Source organism: Pseudomonas sp. GNP012, assembly GCF_054343835.1.
The window spans coordinates 303,709-330,454 of the sequence record NZ_JBTGUU010000001.1; the positions used below are offsets into that span (position 1 = coordinate 303,709).

25 protein-coding genes are annotated in these 26,746 nt (G+C 61.7%); 11 read left to right on the forward strand and 14 right to left on the reverse strand.

What is annotated here, in order from left to right:
- The first annotated feature begins 2 nt into the window (after positions 1-2).
- The 3 genes from ACXX83_RS01325 to ACXX83_RS01335 all read left to right on the forward strand — a co-directional run bounded on the left by ACXX83_RS01325 (position 3) and on the right by ACXX83_RS01335 (position 2,603).
- On the forward strand, positions 3-761 hold the full coding sequence (locus ACXX83_RS01325) for a TauD/TfdA family dioxygenase (RefSeq protein ID WP_458547386.1): 759 nt from the start codon (positions 3-5) through the stop codon (positions 759-761).
- A gap of 67 nt (positions 762-828) precedes the next feature.
- The gene (locus ACXX83_RS01330) at positions 829-1,788 is read left to right on the forward strand and encodes a diiron oxygenase (RefSeq protein ID WP_458547387.1); all 960 of its coding nucleotides are present in this window, start codon (positions 829-831) and stop codon (positions 1,786-1,788) included.
- Between the two features lie 14 nt (positions 1,789-1,802).
- Positions 1,803-2,603: an N-acyl homoserine lactonase family protein gene (locus ACXX83_RS01335; protein WP_126049396.1), complete on the forward strand. Its 801-nt coding sequence runs from the start codon at positions 1,803-1,805 to the stop codon at positions 2,601-2,603.
- 114 nt (positions 2,604-2,717) lie between these two features.
- On the opposite strand, the gene ACXX83_RS01340 is transcribed toward ACXX83_RS01335, so the two are convergent.
- The 7 genes from ACXX83_RS01340 to ACXX83_RS01370 form a co-directional block, all read right to left on the reverse strand.
- Positions 2,718-4,148, reverse strand: a complete 1,431-nt coding sequence (locus ACXX83_RS01340; RefSeq protein ID WP_458547388.1) for an aminotransferase-like domain-containing protein — start codon at positions 4,146-4,148, stop codon at positions 2,718-2,720.
- Between the two features lie 403 nt (positions 4,149-4,551).
- Positions 4,552-5,256 carry a hypothetical protein gene (locus ACXX83_RS01345; RefSeq protein ID WP_007970398.1) on the reverse strand — a complete coding sequence of 235 codons (705 nt, stop codon included), beginning with the start codon at positions 5,254-5,256 and terminating at the stop codon, positions 4,552-4,554.
- Positions 5,257-5,556: 300 nt separating this feature from the next.
- Positions 5,557-6,384, reverse strand: coding sequence for an ABC transporter permease (locus ACXX83_RS01350; protein WP_218480028.1), 828 nt, complete (start codon positions 6,382-6,384; stop codon positions 5,557-5,559).
- Positions 6,385-6,391: 7 nt separating this feature from the next.
- Positions 6,392-7,264, reverse strand: a complete 873-nt coding sequence (locus ACXX83_RS01355; protein WP_015093576.1) for an ABC transporter permease — start codon at positions 7,262-7,264, stop codon at positions 6,392-6,394.
- A 10-nt stretch (positions 7,265-7,274) separates the two neighbouring features.
- The gene (locus ACXX83_RS01360; protein WP_458547389.1) at positions 7,275-8,387 is read right to left on the reverse strand and encodes an ABC transporter substrate-binding protein; all 1,113 of its coding nucleotides are present in this window, start codon (positions 8,385-8,387) and stop codon (positions 7,275-7,277) included.
- An 89-nt stretch (positions 8,388-8,476) separates the two neighbouring features.
- Complete coding sequence (locus tag ACXX83_RS01365) at positions 8,477-9,568, reverse strand: ABC transporter ATP-binding protein (RefSeq protein WP_015093577.1); 1,092 nt, start codon at positions 9,566-9,568, stop codon at positions 8,477-8,479.
- A 299-nt stretch (positions 9,569-9,867) separates the two neighbouring features.
- The gene (locus ACXX83_RS01370) at positions 9,868-10,773 is read right to left on the reverse strand and encodes a LysR substrate-binding domain-containing protein (RefSeq protein WP_015093578.1); all 906 of its coding nucleotides are present in this window, start codon (positions 10,771-10,773) and stop codon (positions 9,868-9,870) included.
- 150 nt (positions 10,774-10,923) lie between these two features.
- Between ACXX83_RS01370 and ACXX83_RS01375 the strand changes: the two genes are divergently transcribed.
- The 4 genes from ACXX83_RS01375 to ACXX83_RS01390 all read left to right on the forward strand — a co-directional run bounded on the left by ACXX83_RS01375 (position 10,924) and on the right by ACXX83_RS01390 (position 16,057).
- Entirely contained in the window at positions 10,924-12,528 is a 1,605-nt protein-coding gene (locus tag ACXX83_RS01375) for a 5-guanidino-2-oxopentanoate decarboxylase (protein ID WP_458547390.1), read from the forward strand.
- Between the two features lie 81 nt (positions 12,529-12,609).
- On the forward strand, positions 12,610-14,358 hold the full coding sequence (locus ACXX83_RS01380) for an amidohydrolase (RefSeq protein WP_458547391.1): 1,749 nt from the start codon (positions 12,610-12,612) through the stop codon (positions 14,356-14,358).
- A complete protein-coding gene (locus ACXX83_RS01385; protein ID WP_458547392.1) occupies positions 14,355-15,305 on the forward strand; it encodes a CobW family GTP-binding protein in 951 nt (316 codons plus the stop codon). Before ACXX83_RS01380 ends, ACXX83_RS01385 begins: the two co-directional genes overlap by 4 nt.
- Positions 15,302-16,057, forward strand: coding sequence for a class II aldolase/adducin family protein (locus tag ACXX83_RS01390; protein ID WP_458547393.1), 756 nt, complete (start codon positions 15,302-15,304; stop codon positions 16,055-16,057). The genes ACXX83_RS01385 and ACXX83_RS01390 overlap by 4 nt, the downstream gene beginning before the upstream one ends.
- A 112-nt stretch (positions 16,058-16,169) precedes the next feature.
- On the opposite strand, the gene ACXX83_RS01395 is transcribed toward ACXX83_RS01390, so the two are convergent.
- Positions 16,170-17,690, reverse strand: a complete 1,521-nt coding sequence (locus ACXX83_RS01395; RefSeq protein ID WP_458547394.1) for a sensor histidine kinase — start codon at positions 17,688-17,690, stop codon at positions 16,170-16,172.
- A complete protein-coding gene (locus tag ACXX83_RS01400; RefSeq protein ID WP_458547395.1) occupies positions 17,687-18,406 on the reverse strand; it encodes a response regulator transcription factor in 720 nt (239 codons plus the stop codon). The genes ACXX83_RS01395 and ACXX83_RS01400 overlap by 4 nt, the downstream gene beginning before the upstream one ends.
- A 299-nt stretch (positions 18,407-18,705) precedes the next feature.
- Between ACXX83_RS01400 and msrB the strand changes: the two genes are divergently transcribed.
- Positions 18,706-19,224, forward strand: a complete 519-nt coding sequence (msrB, locus tag ACXX83_RS01405; RefSeq protein ID WP_015093585.1) for a peptide-methionine (R)-S-oxide reductase MsrB — start codon at positions 18,706-18,708, stop codon at positions 19,222-19,224.
- 43 nt (positions 19,225-19,267) lie between these two features.
- Positions 19,268-19,975, forward strand: a complete 708-nt coding sequence (gene msrA, locus ACXX83_RS01410; RefSeq protein WP_458547396.1) for a peptide-methionine (S)-S-oxide reductase MsrA — start codon at positions 19,268-19,270, stop codon at positions 19,973-19,975.
- Between the two features lie 34 nt (positions 19,976-20,009).
- Here msrA and ACXX83_RS01415 read toward each other — a convergent pair whose 3' ends face one another.
- A complete protein-coding gene (locus tag ACXX83_RS01415) occupies positions 20,010-20,915 on the reverse strand; it encodes a LysR family transcriptional regulator (protein ID WP_095965808.1) in 906 nt (301 codons plus the stop codon).
- Positions 20,916-21,017: 102 nt separating this feature from the next.
- Here ACXX83_RS01415 and ACXX83_RS01420 point away from each other — a divergent pair, with 102 nt between their 5' ends.
- Positions 21,018-22,193: an aspartate aminotransferase family protein gene (locus tag ACXX83_RS01420; RefSeq protein WP_458547397.1), complete on the forward strand. Its 1,176-nt coding sequence runs from the start codon at positions 21,018-21,020 to the stop codon at positions 22,191-22,193.
- A gap of 8 nt (positions 22,194-22,201) precedes the next feature.
- Here the strand turns inward: ACXX83_RS01420 and ACXX83_RS01425 are convergent, their stop codons facing one another.
- The 4 genes from ACXX83_RS01425 to ACXX83_RS01440 form a co-directional block, all read right to left on the reverse strand.
- Positions 22,202-22,456, reverse strand: coding sequence for a Txe/YoeB family addiction module toxin (locus tag ACXX83_RS01425; RefSeq protein ID WP_015093589.1), 255 nt, complete (start codon positions 22,454-22,456; stop codon positions 22,202-22,204).
- A complete protein-coding gene (locus tag ACXX83_RS01430; RefSeq protein ID WP_057716335.1) occupies positions 22,453-22,707 on the reverse strand; it encodes a type II toxin-antitoxin system prevent-host-death family antitoxin in 255 nt (84 codons plus the stop codon). Before ACXX83_RS01430 ends, ACXX83_RS01425 begins: the two co-directional genes overlap by 4 nt.
- Before the next feature lie 208 nt (positions 22,708-22,915).
- Entirely contained in the window at positions 22,916-23,398 is a 483-nt protein-coding gene (locus ACXX83_RS01435) for a P-loop NTPase family protein (protein WP_126049428.1), read from the reverse strand.
- A gap of 140 nt (positions 23,399-23,538) precedes the next feature.
- A complete protein-coding gene (locus tag ACXX83_RS01440) occupies positions 23,539-25,461 on the reverse strand; it encodes an alkaline phosphatase D family protein (protein ID WP_458547398.1) in 1,923 nt (640 codons plus the stop codon).
- A 298-nt stretch (positions 25,462-25,759) separates the two neighbouring features.
- On the opposite strand from ACXX83_RS01440, the gene ACXX83_RS01445 reads away from it, so the two are divergent.
- A complete protein-coding gene (locus ACXX83_RS01445) occupies positions 25,760-26,740 on the forward strand; it encodes a quinone oxidoreductase family protein (protein WP_015093595.1) in 981 nt (326 codons plus the stop codon).
- Positions 26,741-26,746: the final 6 nt, after the last annotated feature.

Genomic DNA, 26,746 nt, shown 5'->3' on the forward strand with positions numbered 1-26,746 from the left:
CCATGTCAGATCAAGGGATTGTTGCGTCTCAACCTTACATTTCGCTCGGCCATCGTCATGAAGAGCTGTCGACGTTGGGCTGGACTGTGCTGACCCCGGAAGAATTTGCCGATGATGTCGTAGGCACCTTGCATGAGTTCGGTCGGATCATTCCGCAGTTCAACGGCCAGACGGCCTTTGCCATTACCCGCAAGCCAGGTTACGAAGACTTGCCCTATTCCCAAAGCATGAACGGCATTGGCCCGCACACTGAGGCGCCGGTGTACGGACCGCCGCCCCGTTACCTGGCGTTGCATTGCCATAAGCAGGCCACGTGCGGGGGCGGGCACACCGGGCTGGTGGACGGCTATGAATTTCTCCGCGCCCTCGAACGCAGCGAGCCGCAACTGCGCGCATGGCTCGATGACACGCCGGTCGAATTTGTCGCCACCGCCAAACCGGGGGAACCGGGCCAACGGCGGGTCAAGGAGTACATCCTCACGCCTACGGAGGACGGGGATATTTTCCGCTTCAGTTACAACCAGTTTCACTACGGCGATGTAAACCCGTCCAAGGAAGCTCTACAACAATCCCTGGTCGCCAACAGCACCTCGCCGCTGGCCAGGTTTGCCGCGCTCGGCGAGGCGTACTTCGTCGAGCACAACATTCCTGTGCTCATTCCCGACGGATGCCTGCTGATTTGGGACAACTGGCGGATGATTCACGCCCGCAGTCGTTACACTGATCCGGCGCGCAACCTGACCCGCTATTGGCTGGCCTGATTTTTCCGGCGTCCTTCATTTTTTTGGCGTACCCCTTGGCGGGTACGCGTCCTACAGGTATCGCGTCATGCAAACAGCAATCGAGATCGCCCAGGTCGATCATCAACTGATCGTGCGGCTCAACCAGGCCTGGACCAGGCGCGCCTCCGTTTGTGCGCCGGACAGGGCCCGGATCACTGAAGAATTCGACCCGCTGCGCCCGGATTACCCGGAGTGCATGGTGCCGTTTTTCCATCACCCAAAATTCCAGGCCTTGAGTGACGAGCTCAAAAGCAGCGTGGTGACCTGGGGCTGGATCGGCTACAACCTGCGCACCGTCACCGCCGAAGAACACATTGTCAATCCGGCCCTCAGCGTCATTGCCAATCAGTACCTGGGCAAGGACGACTGGCATTTTCGCGAGGCCATGCAACAGACCCTGATCGACGAGCACTACCACACACTGATGCACCTGCGCGCCATCGAACGGACCAGGCTGGAGCGGGCGCTGGATCAGAATCTGGATCTGCCGCCGTCCGTCACTTACCTGCGCCTGAAGGCCTTGCAGGCAGAGCTGACCGAGCAATGGCAGAGGGATCTGGCGGCGATCACTTTTGCGGTGGTGGCCGAGATCAGCGTCAACGCCTATCTGGATTTGCTGGCGGATGACCAGACCATCCAGCCGCAGAACCGCGGGGTGGCCGAGCTGCACAACCGCGACGAATACGCTCACAGCAAGGTGCTGGCTGAAGTGGCGAAGGTCATGTACGCCAACATGCAGCCGACCCAGCGGGAATTTTTCGCACGCAACCTGTCAGTGGCGCTGAGTGCCTTTGTCGCTCAGGACTATTCGATGTGGGAGGCGATTCTGACGCAGCTCGGGGTCGAGGAGGCGGCACTGATCATTGCCGACACCCGCGAAAGCAACAAGAACGCGACCATCATGCGCGACTACAGCGGCCTGCATAAGCTGGCACAGGACCTGGGCATCAGCGAGCAGATCGATTTCGACTTCCGTCCGACCCTCAAAACCACGGCGGTCGCCTGAGCCCGGAGGCATCTATGTCCACGCCTGTGTACGAAGTGTTCGCCATCCGTGTCGGCGCAAACGCCCAGCGCACCGCCAGGGAGAATTTTCTCTACGACGCCTGTTGCGGTGATCCGAATGCGCCGATGCCGCTGGATTACTACTTCTGGGTCATCCGCAACGAGCAGCAGGTGATCGTGGTCGACACCTGTTTCCAACCGGCCACGGCGGACCGGCGCAATCGCCAGATGTACCGCCTGCCGGAAGAATCCCTGCGGCAACTGGACATCGATCCGGCCCGGGTCGAACACCTGATCCTGACCCATTTGCACTGGGACCATGCCGGCAACCTCGGGCTGTTCCCGAAGGCGACCGTGCATTTGCAGGAAGCGGAACTGCGTTTCTGCACCGGGCCGAAAATGGCCCATCGCACGGTGAACAAAACCTACGAAGTCGAGGACGTGATGTCGGCGCTGCCGCCGCTGTTCGAAGGGCGGATGCGATTGCACAGCGGCACGGTCGAGGTGTTGCCAGGTGTGACCCTGCACCCCGTGGGCGGACACACGCCGGGCAGCCAGGTGGTGCGCGTGAACACTGAGCGCGGCTGGATTGTGCTGGCCTCGGATGCCGCGCACCTGTGGGTGAACATTCGTGAGCGCAGTCCGTTCCCGATCCTTGATGACCTGGCGCAAACCCTCGAAGCCTTCACCGAGATCGACCGCCTGGCCGATGGTGAAGACCACGTCATCCCCGGCCACGACCCGCTGATCGCCGAGCGCTTCGCGCACTGGAATGACGATCCGCATATCGTTTGCCTGCACCAACCCCCGATCTGAAGATCACCTCAAACCCTGTGGGAGCGGGCTTGCTCGCGAAAGCGGTGTGTCAGATACATCAATTTTGAACGTACTGACGCCTTCGCGAGCAAGCCCGCTCCCACAGTGCCGGTGTTAACCCTGAGCTTTCAGGATACGTCCCAGCGTCTGCAGTGCCTCATCGATCCGTGGCGAATACGGCGCACCGCAGCCAATGCGCACAAAGTGATCGAAACGCTCGGTGTTGGAAAAGATATCCCCAGGGGAAATCTGGATGCCGACCTTCAGCGCTTCGTGAAAAAACGCCATGGATGAATGCCGGCGAGGCAATTCCACCCATAACAGCGTGCCGCCTTGCGGGTGGGTCATGCTGGTGCCGATGGGAAAATAGCGGGCGATTGCCGTGCTCATCTGCGCGCGTTGTCCGGTCAGGGTTTTCCTCAACCGTCGCAGGTAACGTTCATAAGAGGGTGTGCGCATGAATTCGCTGACCGCCAGTTGCGATAACAGCTCGCACCCCCGCGACTGCGTGTGCTTGAGCATCTCCACACGGTCGTGCCATTTGCCAGCGCTGATCCAGCCCAGGCGCATGCCCGGTGCCAGGGTTTTGTTCAGCGAGGCGCAATAGATCACGTTGTCGGTGCAGTCCCAATGTTTGAGCGTGGACAGCGGCTGCTCGGTGTCCACCAGGTCGCCGTAGGTGTCGTCCTCGATCAGCACGGTGTTGTGCTCGGCGCACAGTTTCACCAGGCGTGCCTTGTTGGCGTCGGGCATGATGCTGCCCAGCGGGTTTTGCAGGTTGGGAATGACGATCAACGCCGTGACCCGTTCAGGGCCTTGCAGCAGCAGTTCCAGGGCCGCCAGATTGAGCCCGGTGTGGGCCGAGGCCGGGACTTCCAGTACTCGCAGGCTCAGGCTTTCGAGAATTTGCAGCAGACCGTAGAAGGTCGGCGACTCCACGGCCACGGTGTCTCCGGGGCGGGTGATTGCACGCAAGGCCAGGTTGATTGCTTCGGTGGCGCCGTTGGTGATCACGATCCGCTCGGGGGCCAGGTGGGTCTTGCTGGCCAGCGCCCGCCGCGCCAGGAGGTGGCGCAAGGCGCTGTTTCCGCAGGTCGAGCCCGCGGCGCCGAGCAGGCTGGTGTCGTAGCGCAGCGACTTGATCATGTTGTCTTGCAAGGTCTTCAGCGGATAAAGCTCCGGCGCGCAGTAGGCGCTGGCGAAATTGACCTTGATCGTTGCGCGCTGACTGGCCTTGAGCACCGTTGAGACCTGTTGATGAATGCCGACATAGGCGCTGGTATCCAGCGCTGGCGCCGAGGCAACCGGGGTGGGCCTGGGCAAGGTATCGGGCTGGCGAATGTAGTTGCCGGAACGCGGTCGGGCTTCCAGCACGCCGCAATCTTCCAGTTCCCGGCACACCTGCACCGCGGTCGACAGGCTGACGGCGTGTTTTTCCATCATCAAGCGGATCGAGGGCAAACGTTCACCGGTTTTCAAGGTGCCGCTGCGGATAGCGTCCAGATAGTGATTGGCCAGTTGGCGATACAAAGGGGTCGTGTTCATGATGACCTCAGCAGTTGCACCACCGAGGTCTGGGCTGGAAAGTGAGTTGACGCTCCCCGCAGGCGGACCCGTGGTGCTCATGGGTGAAGGGAAGGGTTGTTCAGCGTCGATACTGGAAGAGTAATCGCGGTTTTGCCCGAATCACGGGCAATAAAAAGCCCCGCACGGATGGCGGGGCTCTTGAGTCAGTCGCTGAGGACTCTATGGGGAGGGGAGGGGAGGGGGCCTGTGGTGAGGAGCTTGCCTGTGGCGAGGGGGCTTGCCCCCGTTGGGCTGCGAAGCGGCCCCAATCAAGCTATTTGAGTTTTTCAGTAAAACCGCATTCACCGAGTTTACGACGGCTTCGCCGCCGAACGGGGGCAAGCCCCCTCGCCACAGGCAAGCCCTCTCACCACGGGGTGCTTTACTGCGCGGCGATGCTATACCCATCGAACGCCGTCTGCTGCTGCAGGGCGGTGATGATGTTCTTGCGGTTGACCGCTTGCTCGGCTCCGCTGTTGTCCAGGAACGTCTCGCTTTCCAGTTCCGCCTCATCGCCTTCGCCAACGAAGGTGAAACCGAGGAACTCCAGGGCTTCACGGTCGACGTTCAGGCGCGAGCGCGGGGTGCGCAGCGGCAGGGTGACGCTGATGCCGTCCTTGCTGATGGTGAACACTTCGACTTCTTTCTTGGCCTTGGCGGCCTTGCTCTTGCCGCCGCTCGGGTTGCTGATGGCCTGGTGCGTCTGGTTCAGCACCTTCAGGGCCAGGCCGTAGACGATTTCCTGGAACGCCGGGTCGTCCTTGAAGCTGGAGAGGATGCGGCTGATCGGGAACTTGCTGCTCAGGTCTTCCAGCGCGGCGATGTCGGCGGCTTCGGCGTCCTTGAGTTGCTTGAGCTGGCCCATCAGTTCATAGGCCTTGTCGTCGTCGAAGCTGTCGTGGGCCTGCCGAATGGCGGCGCGCAGTTCGCGGATCTGATCACTTTCGCGGGTGGACTGGAAAGCGTCCAGCACCATCTCGCTGATGGTTTTCGCCTGGGGTACGTGTTGTGAAAGATTGATGGAGTTTTCGTATTCCGCTTTGGACGACAAGGTGACTACGGATTCAGCGGTGTTGGAATCGGACATTGAAATTTCACTACTTTTTTCAGCTTGAATAGGGGCGAGAAAGCCCGGGGGCTTTTTCAGGCCGCCTAATCTATTGGACCGAGACCGCGTTGTCACGGATCAACAGGCGGCTGGTCATGTTTTTGCTCCTCTGTAGGAGCGAGCCTGCTCGCGATGGACGTTAACGATAACGCGTTCATTCTGGATGAGCGCGGTGCCCTTGAGACCATCGCGAGCAGGCTCGCTCTTACAGGAATGGCGGCGGTTGAACGAAAAAAGCCCCGCGCTTGTATGGCAAGCGCAGGGCTTTTTTTGAAGTGCTTACGGATGCAGGAGTTTCTGCGCCCGTTTATCCGCCAGATGCTGCATCACCAGTCGTCCGATCAGCACCAGCAAGGTCAGCGAGATCAGCAACACCGAAATCGCCGCGACGCTCGGGTCGACGTTATCGCGCAAGCCGCTCCAGATGCGCTTGGGCAGGGTGTCGACGTTGACGCTGGTGATGAACAGCGTCACCGCCACTTCTTCCCAGGACAGGGCAAACCCCAGCAAGGCGGTGGAGGCCAGACCCAGTTTCAGGTTCGGCAGGATCACCATGAACGTGGTCTGCATCAGGCTGGCGCCAAGGTTGCGCGAGGCCAGTTCGATGCGCCGGTCGATCTGGCTGAGGGCCACCAGCATGGTCACCACGCCGTACGGCACCACCATGATCACGTGGGCAATCACCACGCCGGTCAGGGTGTCGTAGCCCATGCCCGGCGCGAAGCGACCGAGCTTGGTCTCCATGAAGTACAGCACCAGCGCGGAAATCACCGGCGGGATCGCCATCGGCAACAGCACCAGGCCGATCAGGGCCGTGGCCCATTTGGAGCGCATGTACCAGATGCCGAGGCTGAAACTCGCGGCCAGCAGGGTGGCGATGACGCTGGTGGCGAAGGCTATGGTCAGGCTCTGGCTGATGGCGTGGAACCAGTCCGGGTTGCTCACCAGCGCTTCGTAGTGGCGCAGCGACCAGTTGCCTTCGGGCATCGACAGGAAGCGCTTGCTGGTGAACGACACCGGAATGACCGTCAGCAGCGGGAACAGCATGAAGGCCATGGCGACCACGGCCAACAGCCGCGTACTCAGGCTTGTGCGATGGGTATTCATAGTGATCTCAGCCTACCAGTCGGTTGACGCGGGTCATTTTCAACAGCACCCAGATCAGCGCGCTGACCAGGGCCAGCAACACCACGCTCAGTGCCGCGCCCAGGCCCCAGTTGCTGGTCTGGAACATTTGCAGGAACACATACTCGGCGATCATCACCGTTTGCCCGCCACCCAACAGCACCGGGGTGATGAAGAAGCCCAGGCAGAACACGAAGACCATGATGAACGCGCCCAGAATGCCCGGCAGGGTCTGCGGCAGCAGCACTTGCCAGAAGGTGCGCAAGGCACCGGCCCCCAGGCCGCGCGAGGCCATGAGCACACGCTGGTCGAGTTGACGCATGGTCGACAGCAGCGGGAACACCGCATACGGAATCATCACGTGGAGCATGCCGATGACCACGCCTATCTCATTGCGGCTCAGTTGCAGCGGCTGGTCGATCAACCCCATGCCCATCAGCCCGTTGTTGAGCACGCCGTTGCTGCGCAGGGCGATCAACCAGCCGAAGGCCCGCACCAGCACGGAAATCCAGAACGGAATGAAGATGCAGATCTCCACCACGCGCTGCCAGAACGGCGGGCTGAACACCCAGCAGTAGGCCAGCAGGTAACCGATGATCAAGGCCAGGCCACTGACGGTCAGGCACAGGCGCAACGTGCGCCAGAGCATTTCGTGGATCGCCGGGTCCGTGGCGATGCGCTGGTACTGCTCGATGCCCGGCGTCGGCAGCGAGAAGCTCCAGCCGACCACGCCGAGGAACGGCAGCACGTAGAAGACCAGCAGCAACACCGGCAGCGGAAACAGCAGCAGGCCGCGCTCCAGGCCCGGCGAGCTGAAGCGGGGCTTGGGGGCGGTCAGGGTCGAGGTCAGGGTGGTGGTCATGGTCACAGGCTCACTTGGACAACCGCGTCAGGTACTCTTCCAGGGCTTTGGAGTAGTTGTCGGCGTACCACTGGGCGTTGAGAGCGATCTGCTTTTTCAGGTTTTCTTCGGAGGCGCAGTTGGCTTCCAGTTGCTTGGCCGACATCAGCTTTTCCGTGGCGCTGTTGGACGGCCCGTTGCCCAGCAGTTCGAACAGCTTGAGCTGGCCTTCGGGTTGCAAGGCTTGCTGGATGAACTGCATGGTCGGTTGAGTGCCGCCGGGGTTGCCGTTCAATACCGCCCAACTGCTGGAGTTGATGAAGCCGTTGTCGAAGCTCCAGCGCACGCGGTTGTCGGTGTCTTCGCTGAGCAGCTTGGCGCGGGTGTGCCAGATCGCACCCACCGACACCTCGCCGTCGACCATCAGTTGCTGGCTCTCGGCACCCGAACTCCAGAACGACAAGACGTGCGGCTTGATCTCGTCGATCTTCTTCAGGGCCCGTGGCACGTCCAGCGGGTACAACTGATCAGCTGGAACGCCGTCGGCCAGCAACGCCGCTTCGAGCATGCCGTTCATCCACTTGTACAGCGTGCGCTTGCCGGGGAATTTCTTCACATCCCAGAAATCGGCCCAGGTCTTGGGCCCGTTTTCACCGAATTTTTCGCTGTCCCAGGCCATCACGTAGCTGAACTGGTAGCTGGCGATGCCGTAATCGGAGGAGAGCGCCGGGGCCACCTGATCGCGCTTGATGGTGTTGTAGTCCAGTGGCTGCAGGATCTTTTCCCGGCCCAGCACGATGGCACTGTAGCTCTCGACGTCGACCACGTCCCAGCTCGGTTGGCCGCTGGCCAGCTGCGAGCGGATGGCCCCTTCGGTCGGGCCGGCACCGTCGATACGTACCTGGATGCCGGTGTTTTTGGTGAAGGTGTCGGTCCACGCCGAGCGGAACGCGTTCAGGGCGTCGCCGCCCCAGTTGACCACCACCAGCGGCTTGTCCGCCGACCAGCTGATGCCGCTGCGCAGCGCCAATGGCACCGCGGCCAGCAGGCCCATGGCCTGGATGAAGGTGCGGCGGTTGATCTGACCGTCGCGGGCCTTTTCGATAAGCACTTCGATGCAGTCTTGTTGGTGATCCTGGCGCATGGGCAAGTCCTCAGTTGGCGGGTGCCTGCATGGGCACCGGCCTTTTTGTTGTCATTGGAAGAGAGCTTTGTGACGCAGTTTTTTGCGGTTCAGGCCTGTAGCAGGAAGCTTTGCTGCACCGGCCAGCTCAGCCACACCGGCGCACCGCCGGGCATCGACGCGCCCGGGTGATTGCCCGGTACGGACAGGTTGATCGGCAGCGTGTCGCCGCCGACCTTGAGCGCCAGATGGGTGCTGGAGCCTTGATAAACCTTGTCGGTGAGTTGCGCGGGCATCACGTTGTAGCCCTCCCTGGTCGGGCACTCGCTGTGCAGCTCCATGTGCTCTGGGCGCACGGCCAGCACGATCGCTGCCGCACTCAGTGCGTTCGGCGCCTGGGCATGCAATACGCTGGTGCCGCAGCGGCCGCTGGCGATCTGGCCGTTGCGGGTCAGGTTGTCCAGCGGGAACAGGTTCATCTTGCCCAGGAACTCGGCGACGAAACGGCTCTCGGGGCGGTTGTAGATGTTTTCCGGGGTGTCGACCTGGGTCAGCTTGCCGTGGTTGAAAATCGCGATGCGCGAGGACAGCGCCAATGCTTCGTTCTGGTCGTGGGTGACGAACACGAAACTGGTACCGACCTGACGGTGGATGCGTTGCAGCTCGGTTTGCAGTTGTTCGCGCAGGTTCTTGTCCAGCGCCGACAGTGGCTCGTCGAGCAGCAGCAGTTCCGGTTCGAACACCAGCGCCCGGGCAATCGCCACGCGCTGCTGCTGGCCGCCGGACATCTCGGCGGGTTTCTTGTGCATGTGTGCACCGAGGCCGACCACTTCAAGGATGTGCTTGACCCGGCGATTGCGTTCTTCAACGGGGACTTTGCGGATGCGCAGCGGGTAGGCCACGTTGTCGGCCACGCTCATGTGCGGGAACAGCGCATAACCCTGGAACACCATGCCGTAGTTCCGCTTTTCGGCGGAGCGCCGGATGATGTCGACACCTTGCTCCATCAGCTTGCCCGAGGTCGGGCTGAGGAAACCGGCCAGAATCATCAGCAAGGTGGTTTTGCCCGAGCCGGACGGACCCAGCAGGGTAAGAAATTCACCTTGGCGAACGTCGAGATCGACGTTATCCAGCGCCGCGAAACGGCCGTAATACTGGCTGATACCTTGAGCGCTGAGCTGGATCGCTGAACGGCTGGACACAATGAGGTTCCTCTTTTTATTGCCCATAAGACGTACGAGGACGGATGCGAATCCGAAATGGGCTTTGGGCTTATTATTGTTAAAAATATCGCTACATCAATGGAATTATTTTGCTCGTATTGGTTAGTTTTATTGAACAAATGGGCCGGGGATTCCATGCAGCCCAAAGGCCCTGAAACAGAGCCTTTCCCTGTGGGAGCGGGCTTGCTCGCGAAGGCGGCGTCACATTCAACTTTTTTGGTGACTGACACACTGCTTTCGCGAGCAAGCCCGCTCCCACAGGGAAATTCAGTGAGCTTTTACAGGGTGTCCTGCCAGGTCTGACGGGACGATTGCAGCTGGGTCTTGATCCAGTTGCCGAAGGCCTGGACCACGGCGCGGTCGGCCTTTTGCGGGTCTGCCGCCAGGTAGTAGCCACGGTGCAAATCGATGGTGATGTCGAACGGGCGCACCAGCAAACCCTTGGATAACGCGTCACCGCTGATCAGGTTGTCACCGATGGCGATGCCCTGGCCGGCAATGCACGCGGACTGGGCGCAGTGCGCATCGGAGAACAGGATGCCGCTCGTCGCATTGACCCCGGAAGCCCCCGCGGCGGTCAGCCACACGCGCCAGTCCGAGTAGTCGGTCATGTGCAGCAAGGGGTAGCTGCTCAGTTCCTGCGGGCTTTTCAGGCCGCCCAAGGCGTTGATCAGGCGCGGGCTGCACACCGGAAAGAAACGCAATGCCACGATCTCCTCGACGATCATTTCCGGCCAGTCGCCAATCCCGTAGGCGATGCACAGGTCGGCAGCCGGGTTATTTACGTCATCCGGCGTGCGGGGCGAAATCAGCTGGAGTTGCACTTGCGGGTACTGGCGCAGAAACGCACCGATGTGGTGGCACAACCAATAGGTGGCGAACCCCGGCGCGCAACTGACGCACAGCCGCCCGGAGATTTCCTGGTCGTCGACCAACTGTCCGGCGTCGAGCAGGTTCAACAGAATCCCGTGCACTTCCCGCGCATAGCGTTCGCCCTGATACGTCAGGCCGATGCCTCGGCCAATGCGCTCGGTCAGGGCGAAACCGACGCACTCCTCCAGCTTGCTGATCTGGTGGCTGATGGCGCTGCGGGTCAGGTTCAGTTCACGGGCCGCGACCGACACGCTACCCAGACGGGCAACCGCATCCAGCGCACGAAGGGCTGTCATCGAAGGAAAACGCATAAATCATCCCGTTATGGTTTTGAGCGGTAGATATGGTGACGTAAATCGAACAGTCAGGCCAAAAAAAATCGATTGTTGTATCGGTTGATTCAACAATACTAGCCCCATTCGTCGTTGGGCCGAGCTGGCCCCTTATCCAAGAGGTGCTGCATGACCCGTTGTGCCGAGGCGCTCGTTCAGTTGCTGGAAGGCTATGGTGTTGAAACCGTCTTCGGTATTCCCGGCGTGCACACCGTCGAGTTGTATCGTGGCCTGCACGACAGTCGCCTGAAGCACATCAGCCCGCGCCACGAGCAGGGCGCCGGGTTCATGGCGGACGGTTATGCCCGTGCCAGCGGCAAACCCGGGGTGTGCTTCATCATCACCGGACCGGGCATGACCAACATCATCACCGCCATGGGCCAGGCCTATGCCGACTCGGTGCCGATGCTGGTGATTTCCACCTGCAACCGTCGCGAACACCTGCGCCTGGGCCATGGCCACCTGCATGAAATGCCGGATCAGCGCGCGCTGGTCGCCGGGGTCTGTGCCTTCAGCCATACGCTGCAACACCCGTCGCAATTGCCGGAAGTGCTGGCACGGGCCTTTGCCTTGTTCGGCTGTACGCGGCCGCGGCCGGTGCACATCGAGATTCCGCTGGATGTGCTGGAGATGTCTGCCGACGGGCTGGACTTGCGTGCGCGTTCATTGCCTGCCGCGCCGGCCCCTGCGCCGCAAGCCATTGATGACGCCGTGGCCCTGATCAACAACGCCAAGCGTCCCTTGATTCTCGCCGGTGGTGGCGCGCGCCGGGCCAGTGAAGCCCTGACCGCACTCGCCGAACGCCTGCAGGCCCCCGTGGCGCTGACCACCAATGCCCGCGGTTTGCTGGCCCCCGAACATCCTTTGTTGCTCGACGGTGTGCAGTCCTCGGCCCATGGTCGCGAACTGTTTGCCGAGGCCGACCTGGTGCTGGCCGTCGGCACCGAACTCGGGGAAACCGACTACGACTTTTTCGGTCTTGGCCCTGTGCAGTTCAAGGCACCGCTGATTCGCCTGGACATCGACCCCATGCAAATACTCGGCGTACAAGCGGCCACGGTCGGCTTGTTGGGAGATGCCGGGCAAGGCTTGCTTTTGTTGCTCGATCGCCTGCCGCAACGCCAGGCCGATCCAGCCTGGGCGGCTGAGCGAGTGACCCAGGTCAACGCCCTCGAACACGCCGGCTGGAGCGCCAGACAATCACGTATGCAAACGCTGCTCGATACCCTGCGCGATCACTTGCCGCAGCCACTGATCGTCGGCGATTCGACCCAACCGGTGTACCAGGGCGCTCTCGGCTACCGGGCGCCAACCCCCAATAGCTGGTTCAACGCCGGCAGCGGCTACGGCACCCTCGGCTACGGTTTGCCCGCCGCCATCGGCGCCAAGCTGGCCCAACCCCTGCGACCGGTGGTGGCGTTGGTCGGCGACGGTGGCTTGCAGTTTTCCAGCGCCGAACTGATCGCCGCCAAAGAGGCCGGCGTCGGCGTGATCCTGCTGCTGTGGAACAACAGCAGCTACGCCGAAATCCGCGACTACATGAACGCCAAGGCGGTGCCGTTGCTGGGGGTGGACATCCTCACGCCGGACTTCGCTGCGCTGGCGCAAAGCTGCCACGTCAGCCATCACCGGGCACGTGATTTGGACGGCTTGCGCGAGCTGCTGGGGCAACTCGGCAGTAGCGATGAGCCGGTGATGATCGAGGTCGACGTCGCCATGTTTCTGGCTGACTAAAACAACAACAATTTTTTCAGGTGGCCGAAACGTAGATCGTCCGGCAGACCTTTCAATCTCCTGAACTCAAAGGTGGCTTACATGGCTGAGTCCGATAACTTTTCCTCTACCCATTCCGTGCAGGGGACCTACGCCGACCTGATCCTGGCCAACGGGCGTATCTACACCCAGGACCCGGCCAACCCGTGGGCCGAGGCCGTGGCCATCCGCGACGGCAAGTTGATCGCAGTCGCCAGCCTCGGCCAGATCGAGATGTTCAAGGGCCCGACCACTCGCGTGCACGACCTGCAAGGCGCATTCTGCATGCCGGGCCTGCACGACATGCACACGCACCCCGACCTCGCGTTGGCACCACGCTACGCCGATGACCTCGACGTCGGCATCGAAGACCCGACCCCGGAGCAGCTGCGCGAAAGCATCCTCGCCTACGCCGACAGCCATCCCGGCGACGGCTGGATCTACGGCCAGTACTGGGTGCGCTACACCTTCCGTGAGGCCGGCCTGACCCCGGGCCGCGAGTGGCTCGACAGCGTCATGCCGGACCGCCCGGTGGCACTGCTCGACCGCATGTGGGGCACCATGATGGTCAACTCCAAGGCCCTGGAACTGGCCGGCATCGACCGCCACACGTCCGACCCGCGCAACGGTTATTTCGAGCGTGACGAGCTGAGCGGCGAACCCACCGGCCTGATGATCGACGGTGCCTACGCGATGATCCACGCCGCCATGCCACCGACACCGGTCAGCGTGTTGCGTCGCGCCTACCGCGATGGCGTGCACTTCCAGAGTTCGCGCGGCGTCACGGCGAGCAAATACGTGCACGTCTGCGAACAGCGTTTGCAAGCCCTCAAGGAACTCGACGACAGCGGCGAACTGACGGTGCGCATCGAAGCGGCGATCAGTTGGCAGGACGACATCTTCCCGGTGCGTCGTCGCTGGGAGCTGCTGGCCGGCGAACGTCACTACTACCGCAGCGCGCGCCTGAGCGCCAACGCGGTGAAGTTCCACTTCGACGGCACCGTGGAGCCGAAGTCTTCGTACCTGCTGACCCCGTGGCCGCAGGAGTCGAGCTGGCGCGGCAAGCTCAACCTGACTCCGGAACACATCACCGACATGGTGGTGGACATGGACCGCAAGGGCATCCGCGTGATCGCCCACTGCACCGGTGACGGCGCGTCCGACGTGTTCCTCGATGCCGTGGCCGAGGCCCGTCGTCGCAACGGTTTCAGCGGTGTGCGTCACCAGTGCGCTCACAGCACCTTGCTGCACCCCGGCAACCTGCCGCGCTTCAAGGAGCTGAATGTCATCGCCGAGTTTTCCCCGGCCGCCTGGTACCCGACGCCGTTCGCCAGCGGTGCGCGTTCCGGTTACGGCCAGGAACGCCTCAAGCGCATCTACGATTTCAAAGGTGTGCTCGCCGCCGGCGGCACTGCGGTGATGGGCACCGACTGGCCGGTGGCGTCCATCGATCCGTGGCTGGCGCTGGAAACCATGATCACCCGGCAGAACCCGTGGAACGACGACCCGGCTTGCTTCGGCGACCCGATCAGCCTCGAGCAGGCGCTGACTGTGATCACCAGCAACGGCGCAGTGGCCATGGGCCTGGAACACAGCACCGGCAGCCTGCAAGTGGGCAAATCGGCGGACCTGATCGTCATCGACCGCGACCTGTTCGCTGCACCGGCACGCAACTACATCCACAAGACCCAGGTGCTGCTGACCTTCGTTGAAGGGCAACTGGTCTACGACCGCCACTCAACGCTGGAAGCCGTCGGCCTCAAAGCCGTCTGGCAGGGCGAGCCACCGGTGCTGGAGGGCAAGGCAGAATGACTTCCCCACGTATCGCCGTGACCGTGGTGTCGGGGTTTCTCGGCGCCGGTAAAACCACACTACTCAACCGTATGGTGCGCCGTGCCGAAGGCAGTCGGCTGGCGGTGATCGTCAACGATTTCGGCGAGCTGAACATCGATGCGGCCATCGTTTCCGAAGTCACCGACGCGGTGTACAGCCTGCAGAACGGCTGCATCTGCTGCACGGTGCAGGAAGACCTGCTGGCGCAACTCGCCAGCCTGGCGCAGCTTGAACCAAGGTTGGAGCGCATCGTCATCGAGTGCAGCGGTGTGTCCGATCCGCAGCGCATTGTGCAGACCCTGGCTTATCCACAGCTGCGCAGCCAGATGCAACTGGATATGGTGATTACAGTGGTCGACGCCACCCGCCATCTGCAACTCGACGGTGAATACGCGCGCCTGGCTCGGGCGCAGGCGGCCGCTGCCGACTTGCTGCTGCTGAACAAGACCGATCTGGTCGATGAGGCGCAGTTGCAGGCCTTGCGCGATGCGCTGGGCGCCAGGACGCGTGTGCATGAAAGTGTGCAAGCCGAGTTGCCCGATGCGTTGTGGCTGGATACCGATCTGGACCTTGAGCCTCGGGCGCAGAAACCGCTGACCCGGGTGTCCGATAGCGATCACGGCGAGATGTTCAGCAGCTGGTTGTGGCAGAGCAACGCGGCCCTCGACGTCGAGTGCTTGCGTGGCTGGTTGAGGGCGTTGCCCAGTGATGTATTCCGGGTCAAAGGCCTGGTGTTGCTGACGCCGGGCAGCACGGCGCACTGGCTGCAACATGTCGGCACCCGCAGTCAGTTTCTGCCGGCGCTGGATGACGCCCTGGCCAACACCACACGCCTGGTGTTCATCGCTCGCCGGGGTTTCGATGGCTGGGAGGCATTGGGGCAAGGGCTGGAAGATTGCACTGTGAAAGAGGTTGCCGGGGTATGACATCGACAGAGCAACATCTGCGTGAGGAATTGGCGGCCTGCTATCGCTTGATTGCGCACTTTCGCATGACCGATTTGATCTTCACCCACATTTCGGTGCGCATTCCGGGGCCGGAGCATCACTTTCTGATCAACCCCTACGGGCTGATGTTCGACGAAATCACCGCGTCGAACCTGGTGAAAATCGACCTCGATGGCCACGCTGTGGAGCCATCGCCGTACCCGGTCAATCCGGCGGGTTTCGTGATTCACAGTGCGATCCATGGCGCTCGAGAAGACGCGCAGTGCGTGCTGCACACCCACACCAGATCCGGGTGTGCGGTGGCGGCGTTGAAGTGCGGGTTGTTGCCGGTCAATCAGATTTCCATGGAGTTCTACGGCCGTGTTGCCTATCACGACTACGAAGGGGTGGCGCTGGACTTGAGCGAGCAGCAACGGCTGGTGGCAGACTTGGGCGACAAGCCGGTGATGATGCTGCGCAACCACGGGTTGCTGACGGTGGGCGAAACGGTGAGCCAGGCGTTCCTGCGCATGTACTACCTGGAAAAAGCCTGCGAAATCCAGTTGGCCGCGCAAGCTGCCGGTGAAGTTGTTCTGCCGTCGCACGAGGTCTGCGCGCACACCGAGCGGCAGTTCAATGATCCGGGGCGGCCGTTGGATGAGGGCGAGTTCGATGACCCGGATGCCATGCAACTGGCCTGGGCGGCCTTGTTGCGAATGCTGGATCGAGTGGCGCCGGGTTATCGCGACTGATCCAGATCCTGTGTTGTTTGAGCCGGCCTCTTCGCGAGCAAGCCCGCTCCCACAGGGGAATGCATTCCAAATGTGGGAGCGGGCTTGCTCGCGAAGCAGGCGCCGCGGTCTGTCAGGCCTGCCTCGGTGTATTTAGGTTCATCGACCGCACCGCCAGCGCCGACGCTGTCTCTTCATCGATCGGCAACGAAAACCGAAAGGTCGCCCCCCGCCCCGGCACATCGATCAACTGAATCTCGCACCCGTGCAATTGCAGGATGCGATGCACGATCCGCAGCCCCAACCCGCCATCACGCCGTGCGCCGCCGATATTGAACGGGCGCAGAAACAAACCTTCGCGCAGTTCCGGGGCGATGCCGGGGCCGGTGTCGCTGACCGTGACTTCGATGAATGCCCCTTGCGGGCGCAGGCCCAGTTCGATGTCTCCACCTGACGGTGTATGGCGCAGGGCATTGTCGAACAGGTTGGTCAGCACCCGCTCGATCAAGCCGAGGTCCGCGCAGGCCGCCGAGGCGTTTGGCGCGAACGTGGCTTTGAGTTCGACCTGGCGCGCTTCGGCGGTGAGTTCGAATTTCTGGAAGATGTCCTGAGCCAGGTCGGTCAGGGAAAAACGCTCCAGCACCGGCTGCACGAAGCCGTGTTCCAGCCGCACCAGTTCCAGCAACGACTGCGCCAGACCACCGACCTTGCGGCTCTGGTCCAGTGCGATGCCGAGGTAGCGACGGCGGTCGGCAGGGGACAGCGTGGCGTCCTTGAGCGACAGGGTTTCCAGATAGCCGTGCAGCGAGGCCAGCGGCGTGCGCAAGTCGTGGGAGATGTTCGCCACCAGTTCGCGGCGCTCCTGGTCCTGGCGGGTCAACGAACGCCATTGTTCGCCCAGGCGGGCCTGCATCTGCCGAAACGCGGCATCGAGCACGGCGATTTCATCGTGGCTGGCGGCTTTTTCCACCGCGACGGGCAGGGCCGGCGTGACCGGTACGCCATCGATGTCGAACTGGCTGACGGTTTCGGTCAAGCGGCGCAACGGCCGGGTGATCAGGGCAAACGCGGTGAGGCCGGCAATCAGGCACAGCAATGCCACCAGGCCGATGGACAGCAGCGCTGTGTTGAGGGCTGCGCTGGTTGCACCGCGTTCAGCCAGGCGGTCGTGATCCTCACCGAGCAGCACCACGTAGAGATAGCCCACCGGCTTGCCATCCACCTGCAGCGGTGCTGCGCTGAACACCTTGCGCGTATCGACGCTGCGCGGGTCGTCGCCGGGAATCGGCAGCGGATCGCCCCGCAGCAGGCGCTGGATCGGCGCGAGGTCGACCCGCTCCCGACGGATCCGGCCCTCGGGCGCTGCACTGCCGATAATCTTGCCCTCGGTGTCGAGCAGGTACACCTCGACACTGGGGTTGACCTGCATCAGCTTGCTGAACAAATCACGCACGGCATTGGGCATCAGGCCCTGGGTGTCCATCAGCACCGTGTCGCTGGCGATGTGCTGCGCCAGGTCCCGGGACAAGCCTTGCACCACTTCCTGTTCATGCATCTGGTTGGAGCGCACCTGCATCCACGCCGACGTGCCGCAGCACACCAGCAGCAGCACGGCGAACACCAGGGACAGGCGTTGCGTCAGGGTCAGCCTCATGGTTGCGGCTCCTCCCCGGTGGCGAATTTGTAGCCGCGGCCCCAGACAGTGAGGATGCGTACAGGTTGCGCCGGATCGGCCTCGATCTTGGCGCGCAGGCGGTTGATGTGGGTGTTGACCGTGTGCTCGTAGCCTTCGTGGCTATAGCCCCACACGGCGTTGAGCAGGTCCATGCGCGAAAACACCTTGCCGGGCTGGCGGACGAAGAAGTACAGCAAGTCGAACTCCCGGGGCGTGAGGTCCAGGCGTCGTCCGTCGAGGGCCACCTCGCGGATGATCGGGTCGATCGCCAGGCCGTCGGTGAGCAGGCTGCCGGCGTCCATCTTCAGGTTGCGCGCCATGGCATCGACCCGGCGCAGCAGCGCCTTGACCCGGGCCACCAGTTCGAGCATGGAAAAGGGCTTGGCCAGATAGTCGTCGGCGCCCAGTTCGAGGCCGAGAATCCGGTGCACTTCGCTGGAGCGCGCGCTGGTGATGATGATCGGCGTGTAGCGCGCCATGGCCCGGGCGCGGCGGCAGATTTCCAGGCCGTCGACACCGGGCAGCATCAGGTCGAGGACCAGTGCGTCCCAGTTGCCTTGCTGCAGCAGGCGCATGCCTTCATCGCCATCGGCGCTGTGCACCACCTCGAACTGCTCATCGCGAAGATGCAGGCAGATCAGGTCGGCGATGTGCTGGTCGTCCTCGACCACGAGGACGCGTTTGGTTTGTTCCATCCAGATCAATCCTTCGGTGCAATGAGCACATGCCATTCGGCTTATGTTCAAGAAAAACTGTGGGAGCGGGCTTGCTCGCGAAAGCGTCAGCTCAGCCAGTATCACCATCGACTGACACTCCGCCTTCGCGAGCAAGCCCGCTCCCACAGGAATAGCAGTGTTCAAGGTTGGCATACCCATTGTGCGGGTTTTTCGAGACCCGAGTTATCACGAATTGTTTAACTTCCCGTGAGGATTTGGCGATCACCCAAAGCCTAGGCTGTGTTCCATGAAACACCCCTGGATTTTTGGAGACGAGCATGTTTTCACGACGGCAATTTCTTCTGGCGAGCAGCGGGCTGGGCGTTGCAGCTCTGGCGATCGGCCTGTTGCCGAAGTTTTCCACAGGCTCGGCCTTGATCAGTGAGGCCAGCGCAGCGGAAACATTCGAAGTGACCCACAGCGACAGCGAATGGCACGCGATTCTCAGTGACGAGCAGTACGAGATCCTTCGCGAGGAGGGCACCGAACGGGCCTACAGCAGCCCGCTGAACAACGAGCACCGCGACGGTACTTTCGTCTGTGCCGGTTGCGATCTGCCGCTGTTTTCCTCGGCCACCAAGTTCGACAGCCGCACCGGCTGGCCGAGTTTCTGGGCACCGCTGGACAAGGCCGTGGCCACCCGTCAGGACCGTGCGTTCGGCATGGTCCGCGAAGAGGTGCACTGCCGGCGCTGTGGCGGGCATCTGGGCCATGTCTTCGATGACGGCCCGAAACCCACCGGCCTGCGCTACTGCATGAACGGCCTGGCGATGAAGTTCGAGCCCCGAACCGTCTGATTTTTGACTGCCTGCCCCCTTGGATCATTCAGGAGTTCCTCACATGAAAAACCTGCTCACCTGGCGCCGTACGCTGTTGGCACTGGCCACCGTTGGCGTTATCGGGTCATGCTCGGCGTTCTCTCTCAGTGGTGCTGAAGAAGCCGTCGTTATTCCGCCGCCGGCCCTCGATGAAACCACCCAGGCTCAAAGCGCAACGGCGGTGTTCGCCGGCGGTTGTTTCTGGGGCGTGCAAGGGGTGTTTCAGCACGTCAAAGGTGTGAAAAATGCGGTTTCCGGTTACGCCGGTGGCGCGGCCAACACGGCGCAATACGAGCGTGTCAGCAACGGCAATACCGGCCATGCGGAGTCTGTCGAAGTGACTTTCGATCCAAGCCAGGTCAGCTACGGCACCTTGCTGCAAATCTACTTCTCAGTGGCGCACAACCCGACAGAACTCAATCGCCAGGGACCGGACACCGGCACCCAGTATCGTTCGGCGATCTTTACCAAAAGTGCCGAGCAGCAGCGGGTCGCACAGGCCTACATCGCCCAGCTCGACGCCGCCCATGCCTTCGACAAGCCGATCGTCACCAAACTCGAAACCTTCAACGGTTTCTACCCGGCGGAGGAGGAACATCAGGATTTCCTGACCGAGCATCCGACCTATCCGTACATCGTGATCAATGATTTGCCGAAGGTTGCGCAGTTGAAGCTGCTGTACCCGAATCGTTATCAGGAACAGCCGGTGCTGGTGAAGGCGGGGAGGTAAATGGTGATCAGCGACTGCATGTCTGTTCGGCCGACTAGTGCTTGCCCCACATCTGTACGGCAAATTCCACGAAGCGTCGCAGTTTCGGCAAACGGTGGCGATCCTGGGCATAGACCAGGTGCATCGGCCGGCTGGGCGGGCAGTAATCGGGCATCAAGGCCAACAGTTTTCCGTCCTTGAGGTCCTGCTCGACCAGGGCATCGGGCATCATCACGATGCCCATGCCGGTCCGCGCCGCCTGATGCAAACCGGCCGAGCTGTTGATCAGCATCGGCCCGCTGACCCCCACGCTGACTTCGCCCTCGGGACCGGCCAGGCGCCATTCCTTTTGCACCGATTGCCAGTCATCCCCGGCCGGATAGGCAAAGGACAGGCAGTCGTGGTGTCGCAGGTCTTCAGGCGTTTGCGGTGTGCCGCGACGGGCCAGATAGTCCGGTGACGCGCACATGGTCAGGGTGTAGTCGATCAGCGGGCGGGCGATCAGGTTGGAGGGCTCCAGCGCGCCGAGGCGAAAGGCTACGTCCAGGCCGTTTTCCAGCAGATCCGGGCGCCGGTTGGTCAGTACCACGTCGAGTTTCACCCGCGGGTTTTGCCGGCTGAACTCACTCAGTGCCGGTGCCAGGCGTTCGGTGCCGAAGGTCAGGGGAGCGGTAATGCGCAGCGTCCCGCTCGGTTCGTCGAGGGCCTGCTCGGCCAGACGCTCGGAATCGGCCACCAGCCCCAGCACCTCCAGGCAACGCTGGTAATACGCAACGCCGAACTCGGTCAGCCGCTGACGCCGCGTCGTGCGATTGAGCAGGCGCACACCCAGCCGCTGCTCCAGGGCCTTGAGGTGGTTGCCGACCATGGTAGTGGACATATCGCACTGAAAAGCGGCGGCGGTCATGCTGCCGGTCTCCACCACTTTCACGTAAACGCTCATTGCCTGGAACAGATCCATTATCAAGCTCGGCTTTTAAATGATTGAAGTTTTACAGCGTTTATCCAGCTCAGGTGGCTAACCATACTGCAAAAACACCGACCCTTGCTGGAGCTTGATGTCATGACCGCCGCCTGCCTGATGAGCACTTACCAACCCCTGGCCCTGAGTTTCGACAAGGGCCTGGGCACTCGCCTGTGGGATCAGGCCGGTCGCGAATACCTGGATGCGGTCGCCGGTGTGGCGGTGACCAACGTCGGCCACTCCCACCCGAAAATCGTCGCCGCCATCACCGAGCAGGCCGGGTTGCTGCTGCACACCTCGAACCTCTACAGCATCGACTGGCAACAACGGCTGGCGCAGAAACTGACGCGGCTGGCGGGCATGGACCGGGCGTTTTTCAACAATTCCGGGGCCGAAGCCAACGAAACCGCACTGAAAATCGCCCGGCTGCACGGCTGGCACAAAGGTATCGAACAACCGCTGGTGGTGGTCATGGAGAACGCGTTCCATGGGCGCACCCTCGGCACCTTGTCGGCCAGCGATGGCCCGGCGGTGCGCCTGGGGTTCAATCAGCTGCCGGGGGATTTCGTCAAAGTGCCGTTCGGCGACCTCAATGCACTGGACAAGGTGCAACAGGTTTACGGTTCGCGGATCGTGGCGGTACTGATGGAGCCGATCCAGGGCGAAAGCGGTGTGCAACTGGCGCCACCGGGTTATCTCAAGGCCGTGCGCGAACTGTGCAATCGGCGCTCATGGCTGCTGATGCTCGATGAAATCCAGACCGGCATCGGCCGCACCGGCCAGTGGTTCGCCTTCCAGCACGAAGGCATCGTTCCGGACGTCATGACCCTGGCCAAAGGCTTGGGCAACGGCGTGCCCATCGGCGCTTGCCTGGCCCGTGGCAAGGCGGCCGAATTGTTCACGCCGGGCAGCCACGGCAGCACTTTCGGCGGTAATCCATTGGCCTGCCGGGTCGGGTGCACCGTGCTGGATATCGTTGAAGAACAAGGGCTGCTGGAAAACGCACGGCTCCAGGGCGCGCGCCTGCTCGACAGATTGCGCACCGAGTTGGCGGACAACCCGAAAGTCATTGCGATCCGTGGTCTGGGGCTGATGATCGGCATTGAACTCAAGCAACCGATCCGCGACCTGAGCCTGATCGCTGCGCGGGATCATGGCTTGCTGATCAACGTCACGCGGGGGAAAACCATTCGCCTGCTACCGCCGCTGACGCTTGATGGGCGGGAGGTGGAGATGATTGTCAGGGGGGTGAGTGGTGTGGTGAAAGAGGGGTGAAGTTCTGCTCAGTAATGGTATCTGCACATCACGACGCGTATTTCGCCGTCTTCAACGGCGTAGACCAGGCGATGTTCAGCCGTAATCCGGCGTGACCAGAATCCGCTCAAGTTATGCTTGAGCGGTTCGGGTTTCCCCAGACCGTCGAAGGGCTCACGCTGGATAGCCTTGATCAACAGGTTGATACGTTTGAGCCCAGCCTTATCGTTCTGCTGGAACCAGAGATAATCGTCCCAGGCTTCCGGAGTGAACTCGATATTCATTCTTCAATCAGTTGCCTGGCTTTGGTTTTGCCGGCTCGCAGGTTACCGATTGATTTGATCAGGCGTTCAGCGTTGGCGGGGGAGCGCAGCAGATAGGCTGTCTCTTCGAGAGCGTTGTATTCGGCCAATGACATCATCACTACCGGCTCGCCTTTCTGACGGGTTACCAGTAGCGGGGCGCGATCTTCATTCACCCGGTCCATGGTTTGCGCCAGGTGTGCCCGAGCGTTGGTGTAGTTGATGGTTTCCATGTGATTGTCCTCGCTTGATGCAGAGAACGTACAGAAATGAGTACATGTTAGCAAGGCGATACCTACGAGTGGTTGTTACGTGGAAAGTGCAGCCACGTCTGTATCGAGTATCGCCGAATGTTCCTCAGGACGTTTCCGTGACAGATGTAATCCCATTCTGAGTTACATGCCATACATTAGGTTTGTGTGCGACCACAGTTGCGCAAACCTACAGGTGATGAATCAGCGCTGCGATTTTCTTCCGATCCGCCAATCGGATTTTCTCGCCGCAAAACCCAGCGAAAAGGCGCTGGTGCGCAGCGAATCCACTTGAATCATCACGTTTGTGATAGCTGCCCGCCCACTCCAGCATTGCCACCAACCGTTCGTCATCCTGCGTTTCCCGTTGGTGAATGTTGGCGACGCATTCCTCGTCATCGACACACAGCCAGATCAACGCTGTGGCGCGGTGGAGGATTTCGCTGGCGATCCAGCCGTAAACCCCTTCGATCACCCAGCGCTGCTCGTCGGCTGCGATCCGCGCCATGGTCAATGCTTCGGCGCGGGGGCGGGGGATGCTGTGTTCGTCGGACAGCCAGTGAATCCGGTCGAGATCGGTCCAGGGCTCACGCAATTGCTCGGCCAGCCGCTGCGCCAGCCAGCTCTTGCCGGAGCCGGAGTTGCCGATGATCAGGGTGCGGGTGAGGTTCATGCCGAGTTGCCTCTACCTATGTGCCTGACGAGGATCACTGTGGGAGCAAGCTTGCTCGCGATGACGGACTCAAAGCCAACATCAATGTCGACTGATACGCCGCCATCGCGAGCAAGCTCGCTCCCACAGGGGTTATACCTTTAGTACTCACCCTCCGGCGCAACCATTCGTGTCTTTGGTGAGCCATTGGCGTTGTGTTGAAAAATGTCCTGCGGCTGACCCTTTTCATTAAAGAACACCTGCCCGATCCCCGCCGAGTTCCACAGCCGCTCTCCGGCTTCGGCGTGTTCCGGGACATGCGGCACGATGCGCATGCGTCGACGTTTGGTCAGCCAGTTCAGTGGCGAGCGTGGTGAGTACAGCCAGCGGTTGATGCGGTCGAACCATTCGAGCAGGGTGGCGGGGAATTCGTTCTTGATGCCGCTGCTGGTGATCTGCCAGATGCGTGGCCCGGCCTTGCGGTGGCGGATCAGCACTTCGTAGACGAAGGAGTAGTGCACATCGCCCGACAGCACCACGTAGTTACCCGGCGTGCGCGAGTGGCGGAAGATATTCAGTATCACCTGGGCCGCGCCGCGATGGGCCATCCAGTTTTCCGCGTCCACCAGCAGTGGATATCCGCACCAGCTGAAGACCCGCTGCACGGTTTCAATCAGTTTGACGCCGAAGATCGGCGCCGGTGAAACGATGATCGCGCTCGGGTGGTCCAGCAGTTCCTGTTGCAGTTCGCTCAGGGCTTCCCAGTCGAGCAGGCCGGAAGGCTGCTTGAGGTTCATTTCGCTGCGCCAGCGCCGGGTGCGGGTGTCGATCACGACCATGGCCGGGGTAGTCGGCAGTACGTAATGCCAGTGCTGGAATTTCAGCAGGTCATCGATCAGATCGTCCTGAACCCTGCTGTCGAGGTGGCGCTCCTGTGTGCTGGCGCTCAACGCACCGGCCTTGTGCAGCAGGGCAGCGAAGGCATCCGGGTTGTTGCCCCAGCCCTGGCAAAGCATGTACGCCAGCAGTGCGTTGCCGATGATGCGCCGGGAGAACGGATGGCCGTAGGCCGTTTCCTCCCATTGGGCGGACAGGTTCCAGTCATCGGTGATGTCGTGGTCGTCGAAAATCATCAGCGTCGGCAGATGCGCCAGTGCCCGGGCGACGTTGCCAAGGCCGGCCGTGAAGACATCGATGCGTGTCTGTTCAAGGGTGTAGCGCTTGAGCCGTTCCGGTGTCAGCGTCGGTGCCTGGGGTGCTATCAGAGTCCAGGGCACAGGGGACCAGACCAGCAGGTACATGGCCATGACTTCGGCGAAGGTCACCAGGTGATTGTCGGCACTGCTGCTGGTGAAGATCGGCTTGCGTGCGCCACCGAAGAAACGCTCGCGCAGGGTTTCATTGCTTTGCAGCGCCGGCAGCAGATCCGCACGGTGGTAGTAACTGGCTGGATGTTCGTAGAGCCTGGCGCTGTCGCTGACCACGGCGCCTTCGAGGCGTTCGCCGAACAGGCCCAGGCGCTCGATCAAGGCGTGAATCGCCCGCAGCATCGGTCCCGCGACATCGTCGGCGTAGACCTGATCGCCGGTCATCATCAGCAGTGCCGGGCGGTCCTTGGCTGTATGTTCCTGCGCCAGCAACCGGTCGACGCAGAGCAAGCCGTCTGCCGCCGGGTGGTGAGGCTTGCGGCAAGAACCGTGCAGCAATTGATCGACCCGTGCGCGCAGGACGAAGTTCGGGCAAGGGGCATCGCCGTACAGCAGGTGCGGCGCCCAGTCGGCGATGCCTTTTTCTGCACCGTCGATCAGCAGGTCGTAGTCGATCGACTCGTCGCAGGGCAGGGCGCAATCGAGTGGCACGTCGATCAAGTGCACAAAGGCATGAGCCCCTGCGGCAATCACCGTGCATTGCCCGCGATCGAGGCGGATGTCACCGACGCCCTGCAGGCGCAAGGTCAGCGCGAGCGCCCGGGAACCCACCAGCCACAGCACCAGCCGCGTGGGCTCAAGACGCCGCAGCAGCGGGCCCGCCAGGACCGGCGGCAGGGCTGGGTGATCATCGGGCAGTGGCAGTGTTTCGGACATCCGGGGTCAAGGCTCTTGGGGCATCGAGGCGGGCGATGATAGCGCAGGTGACGATGGGACTGGCTAGAGTGAATCTGTCGCGCCCTGTGCCGGCATTTCAGCGGGAGGGAGGAACACATGTACAAAATCATCCTGCCGGCATTGGCCATTTTGCTCGTTGCCCGGGAGCGGCCCTACCTGTCATGAAATGAAAAGCCATTGTCGCCTGATGAGAAGCGTCACAACAGGCCGCGTCCTACAGTCCAATCAGCGCAATTCGATGCAACACGCCCATATTGCAGATTGGAGAATAAGAAAAATGGCCAAAGCCGTACGCTTTTATGAAACCGGTGGTCCCGAAGTTCTACGTTACGAGGACGTCGAAGTCGGCGAACCCGGTCCAGGCCAGGTTCGTCTGCGTCATGTGGCGGTTGGCTTGAACTACGCCGACACCTATTTCCGTAACGGTACCTATCCGATTCCTATGCCCAATGGCATGGGCGTCGAGGCTTCCGGCGTGGTCCAGGCCGTTGGTGAAGGGGTCACCAACGTCGAGGTCGGCGACCGCGTCACCTACACCGGTTTTCTCAATACCCTCGGCGCCTACAGCACCGAGCGCCTGATCCCGGCCGCACCGCTGATCAAGCTGCCGGAAACCATCAGCTTCGAAACCGCTGCTGCGATGACCATGCGCGGCCTGACGTCTTCGTACCTGATGCGACGCATCTACGACTTCAAGGCCGGCGACAGCATCCTGCTGCACGCCGCTGCCGGCGGTGTCGGCCTGATCGTTTCGCAGTGGGCCAAGTTGCTGGGCCTGAACGTGATCGGCACGGTGTCGACCGAACAAAAGGCGGAAATCGCCCGGGCTCACGGTTGTGACCATACGATCAATTACAGCCATGAAGACGTCGCCGCTCGCGTTCGCGAACTGACCGACGGCGTGGGCGTCAACGTGGTGTTCGACAGTGTTGGCAAGAACACCTTCATGGGTTCGCTGGATTCGTTGAAACCCCGTGGCCTGATGGTCTGCGTGGGTACCGCATCCGGACCGATCCCGGCGTTCGACCCGGTGATGCTGGCGATGAAAGGTTCGCTGTATCTGACCCGTCCTGCCCTGGCCAACTACATCAGCGACCCGGCCGAAAAAGCCGCCCTGGCTGGCGAGTTGTTCGACCACGTCGGCAGCGGCCGGATCAAGATCGAGATCAACCAGCACTACGCCTTGCAGGACGCGGTGCAGGCCCATCGCGACCTTGAATCGCGCAAGACTACCGGCTCTTCGATTTTCGTCGTTTAAGGAGCG

Coding starts and splice junctions, on each gene's coding strand:
- ACXX83_RS01325 (WP_458547386.1), top strand. CDS start 3: ATGTCAGATCAAGGGATTGTTGCGTCTCAACCTTACATTTCGCTCGGC.
- ACXX83_RS01330 (WP_458547387.1), top strand. CDS start 829: ATGCAAACAGCAATCGAGATCGCCCAGGTCGATCATCAACTGATCGTG.
- ACXX83_RS01335 (WP_126049396.1), top strand. CDS start 1,803: ATGTCCACGCCTGTGTACGAAGTGTTCGCCATCCGTGTCGGCGCAAAC.
- ACXX83_RS01340 (WP_458547388.1), bottom strand. CDS start 4,148: ATGAACACGACCCCTTTGTATCGCCAACTGGCCAATCACTATCTGGAC.
- ACXX83_RS01345 (WP_007970398.1), bottom strand. CDS start 5,256: ATGTCCGATTCCAACACCGCTGAATCCGTAGTCACCTTGTCGTCCAAA.
- ACXX83_RS01350 (WP_218480028.1), bottom strand. CDS start 6,384: ATGAATACCCATCGCACAAGCCTGAGTACGCGGCTGTTGGCCGTGGTC.
- ACXX83_RS01355 (WP_015093576.1), bottom strand. CDS start 7,264: ATGACCACCACCCTGACCTCGACCCTGACCGCCCCCAAGCCCCGCTTC.
- ACXX83_RS01360 (WP_458547389.1), bottom strand. CDS start 8,387: ATGCGCCAGGATCACCAACAAGACTGCATCGAAGTGCTTATCGAAAAG.
- ACXX83_RS01370 (WP_015093578.1), bottom strand. CDS start 10,773: ATGCGTTTTCCTTCGATGACAGCCCTTCGTGCGCTGGATGCGGTTGCC.
- ACXX83_RS01375 (WP_458547390.1), top strand. CDS start 10,924: ATGACCCGTTGTGCCGAGGCGCTCGTTCAGTTGCTGGAAGGCTATGGT.
- ACXX83_RS01380 (WP_458547391.1), top strand. CDS start 12,610: ATGGCTGAGTCCGATAACTTTTCCTCTACCCATTCCGTGCAGGGGACC.
- ACXX83_RS01385 (WP_458547392.1), top strand. CDS start 14,355: ATGACTTCCCCACGTATCGCCGTGACCGTGGTGTCGGGGTTTCTCGGC.
- ACXX83_RS01390 (WP_458547393.1), top strand. CDS start 15,302: ATGACATCGACAGAGCAACATCTGCGTGAGGAATTGGCGGCCTGCTAT.
- ACXX83_RS01395 (WP_458547394.1), bottom strand. CDS start 17,690: ATGAGGCTGACCCTGACGCAACGCCTGTCCCTGGTGTTCGCCGTGCTG.
- ACXX83_RS01400 (WP_458547395.1), bottom strand. CDS start 18,406: ATGGAACAAACCAAACGCGTCCTCGTGGTCGAGGACGACCAGCACATC.
- msrB (WP_015093585.1), top strand. CDS start 18,706: ATGTTTTCACGACGGCAATTTCTTCTGGCGAGCAGCGGGCTGGGCGTT.
- msrA (WP_458547396.1), top strand. CDS start 19,268: ATGAAAAACCTGCTCACCTGGCGCCGTACGCTGTTGGCACTGGCCACC.
- ACXX83_RS01415 (WP_095965808.1), bottom strand. CDS start 20,915: ATGGATCTGTTCCAGGCAATGAGCGTTTACGTGAAAGTGGTGGAGACC.
- ACXX83_RS01420 (WP_458547397.1), top strand. CDS start 21,018: ATGACCGCCGCCTGCCTGATGAGCACTTACCAACCCCTGGCCCTGAGT.
- ACXX83_RS01425 (WP_015093589.1), bottom strand. CDS start 22,456: ATGAATATCGAGTTCACTCCGGAAGCCTGGGACGATTATCTCTGGTTC.
- ACXX83_RS01430 (WP_057716335.1), bottom strand. CDS start 22,707: ATGGAAACCATCAACTACACCAACGCTCGGGCACACCTGGCGCAAACC.
- ACXX83_RS01435 (WP_126049428.1), bottom strand. CDS start 23,398: ATGAACCTCACCCGCACCCTGATCATCGGCAACTCCGGCTCCGGCAAG.
- ACXX83_RS01440 (WP_458547398.1), bottom strand. CDS start 25,461: ATGTCCGAAACACTGCCACTGCCCGATGATCACCCAGCCCTGCCGCCG.
- ACXX83_RS01445 (WP_015093595.1), top strand. CDS start 25,760: ATGGCCAAAGCCGTACGCTTTTATGAAACCGGTGGTCCCGAAGTTCTA.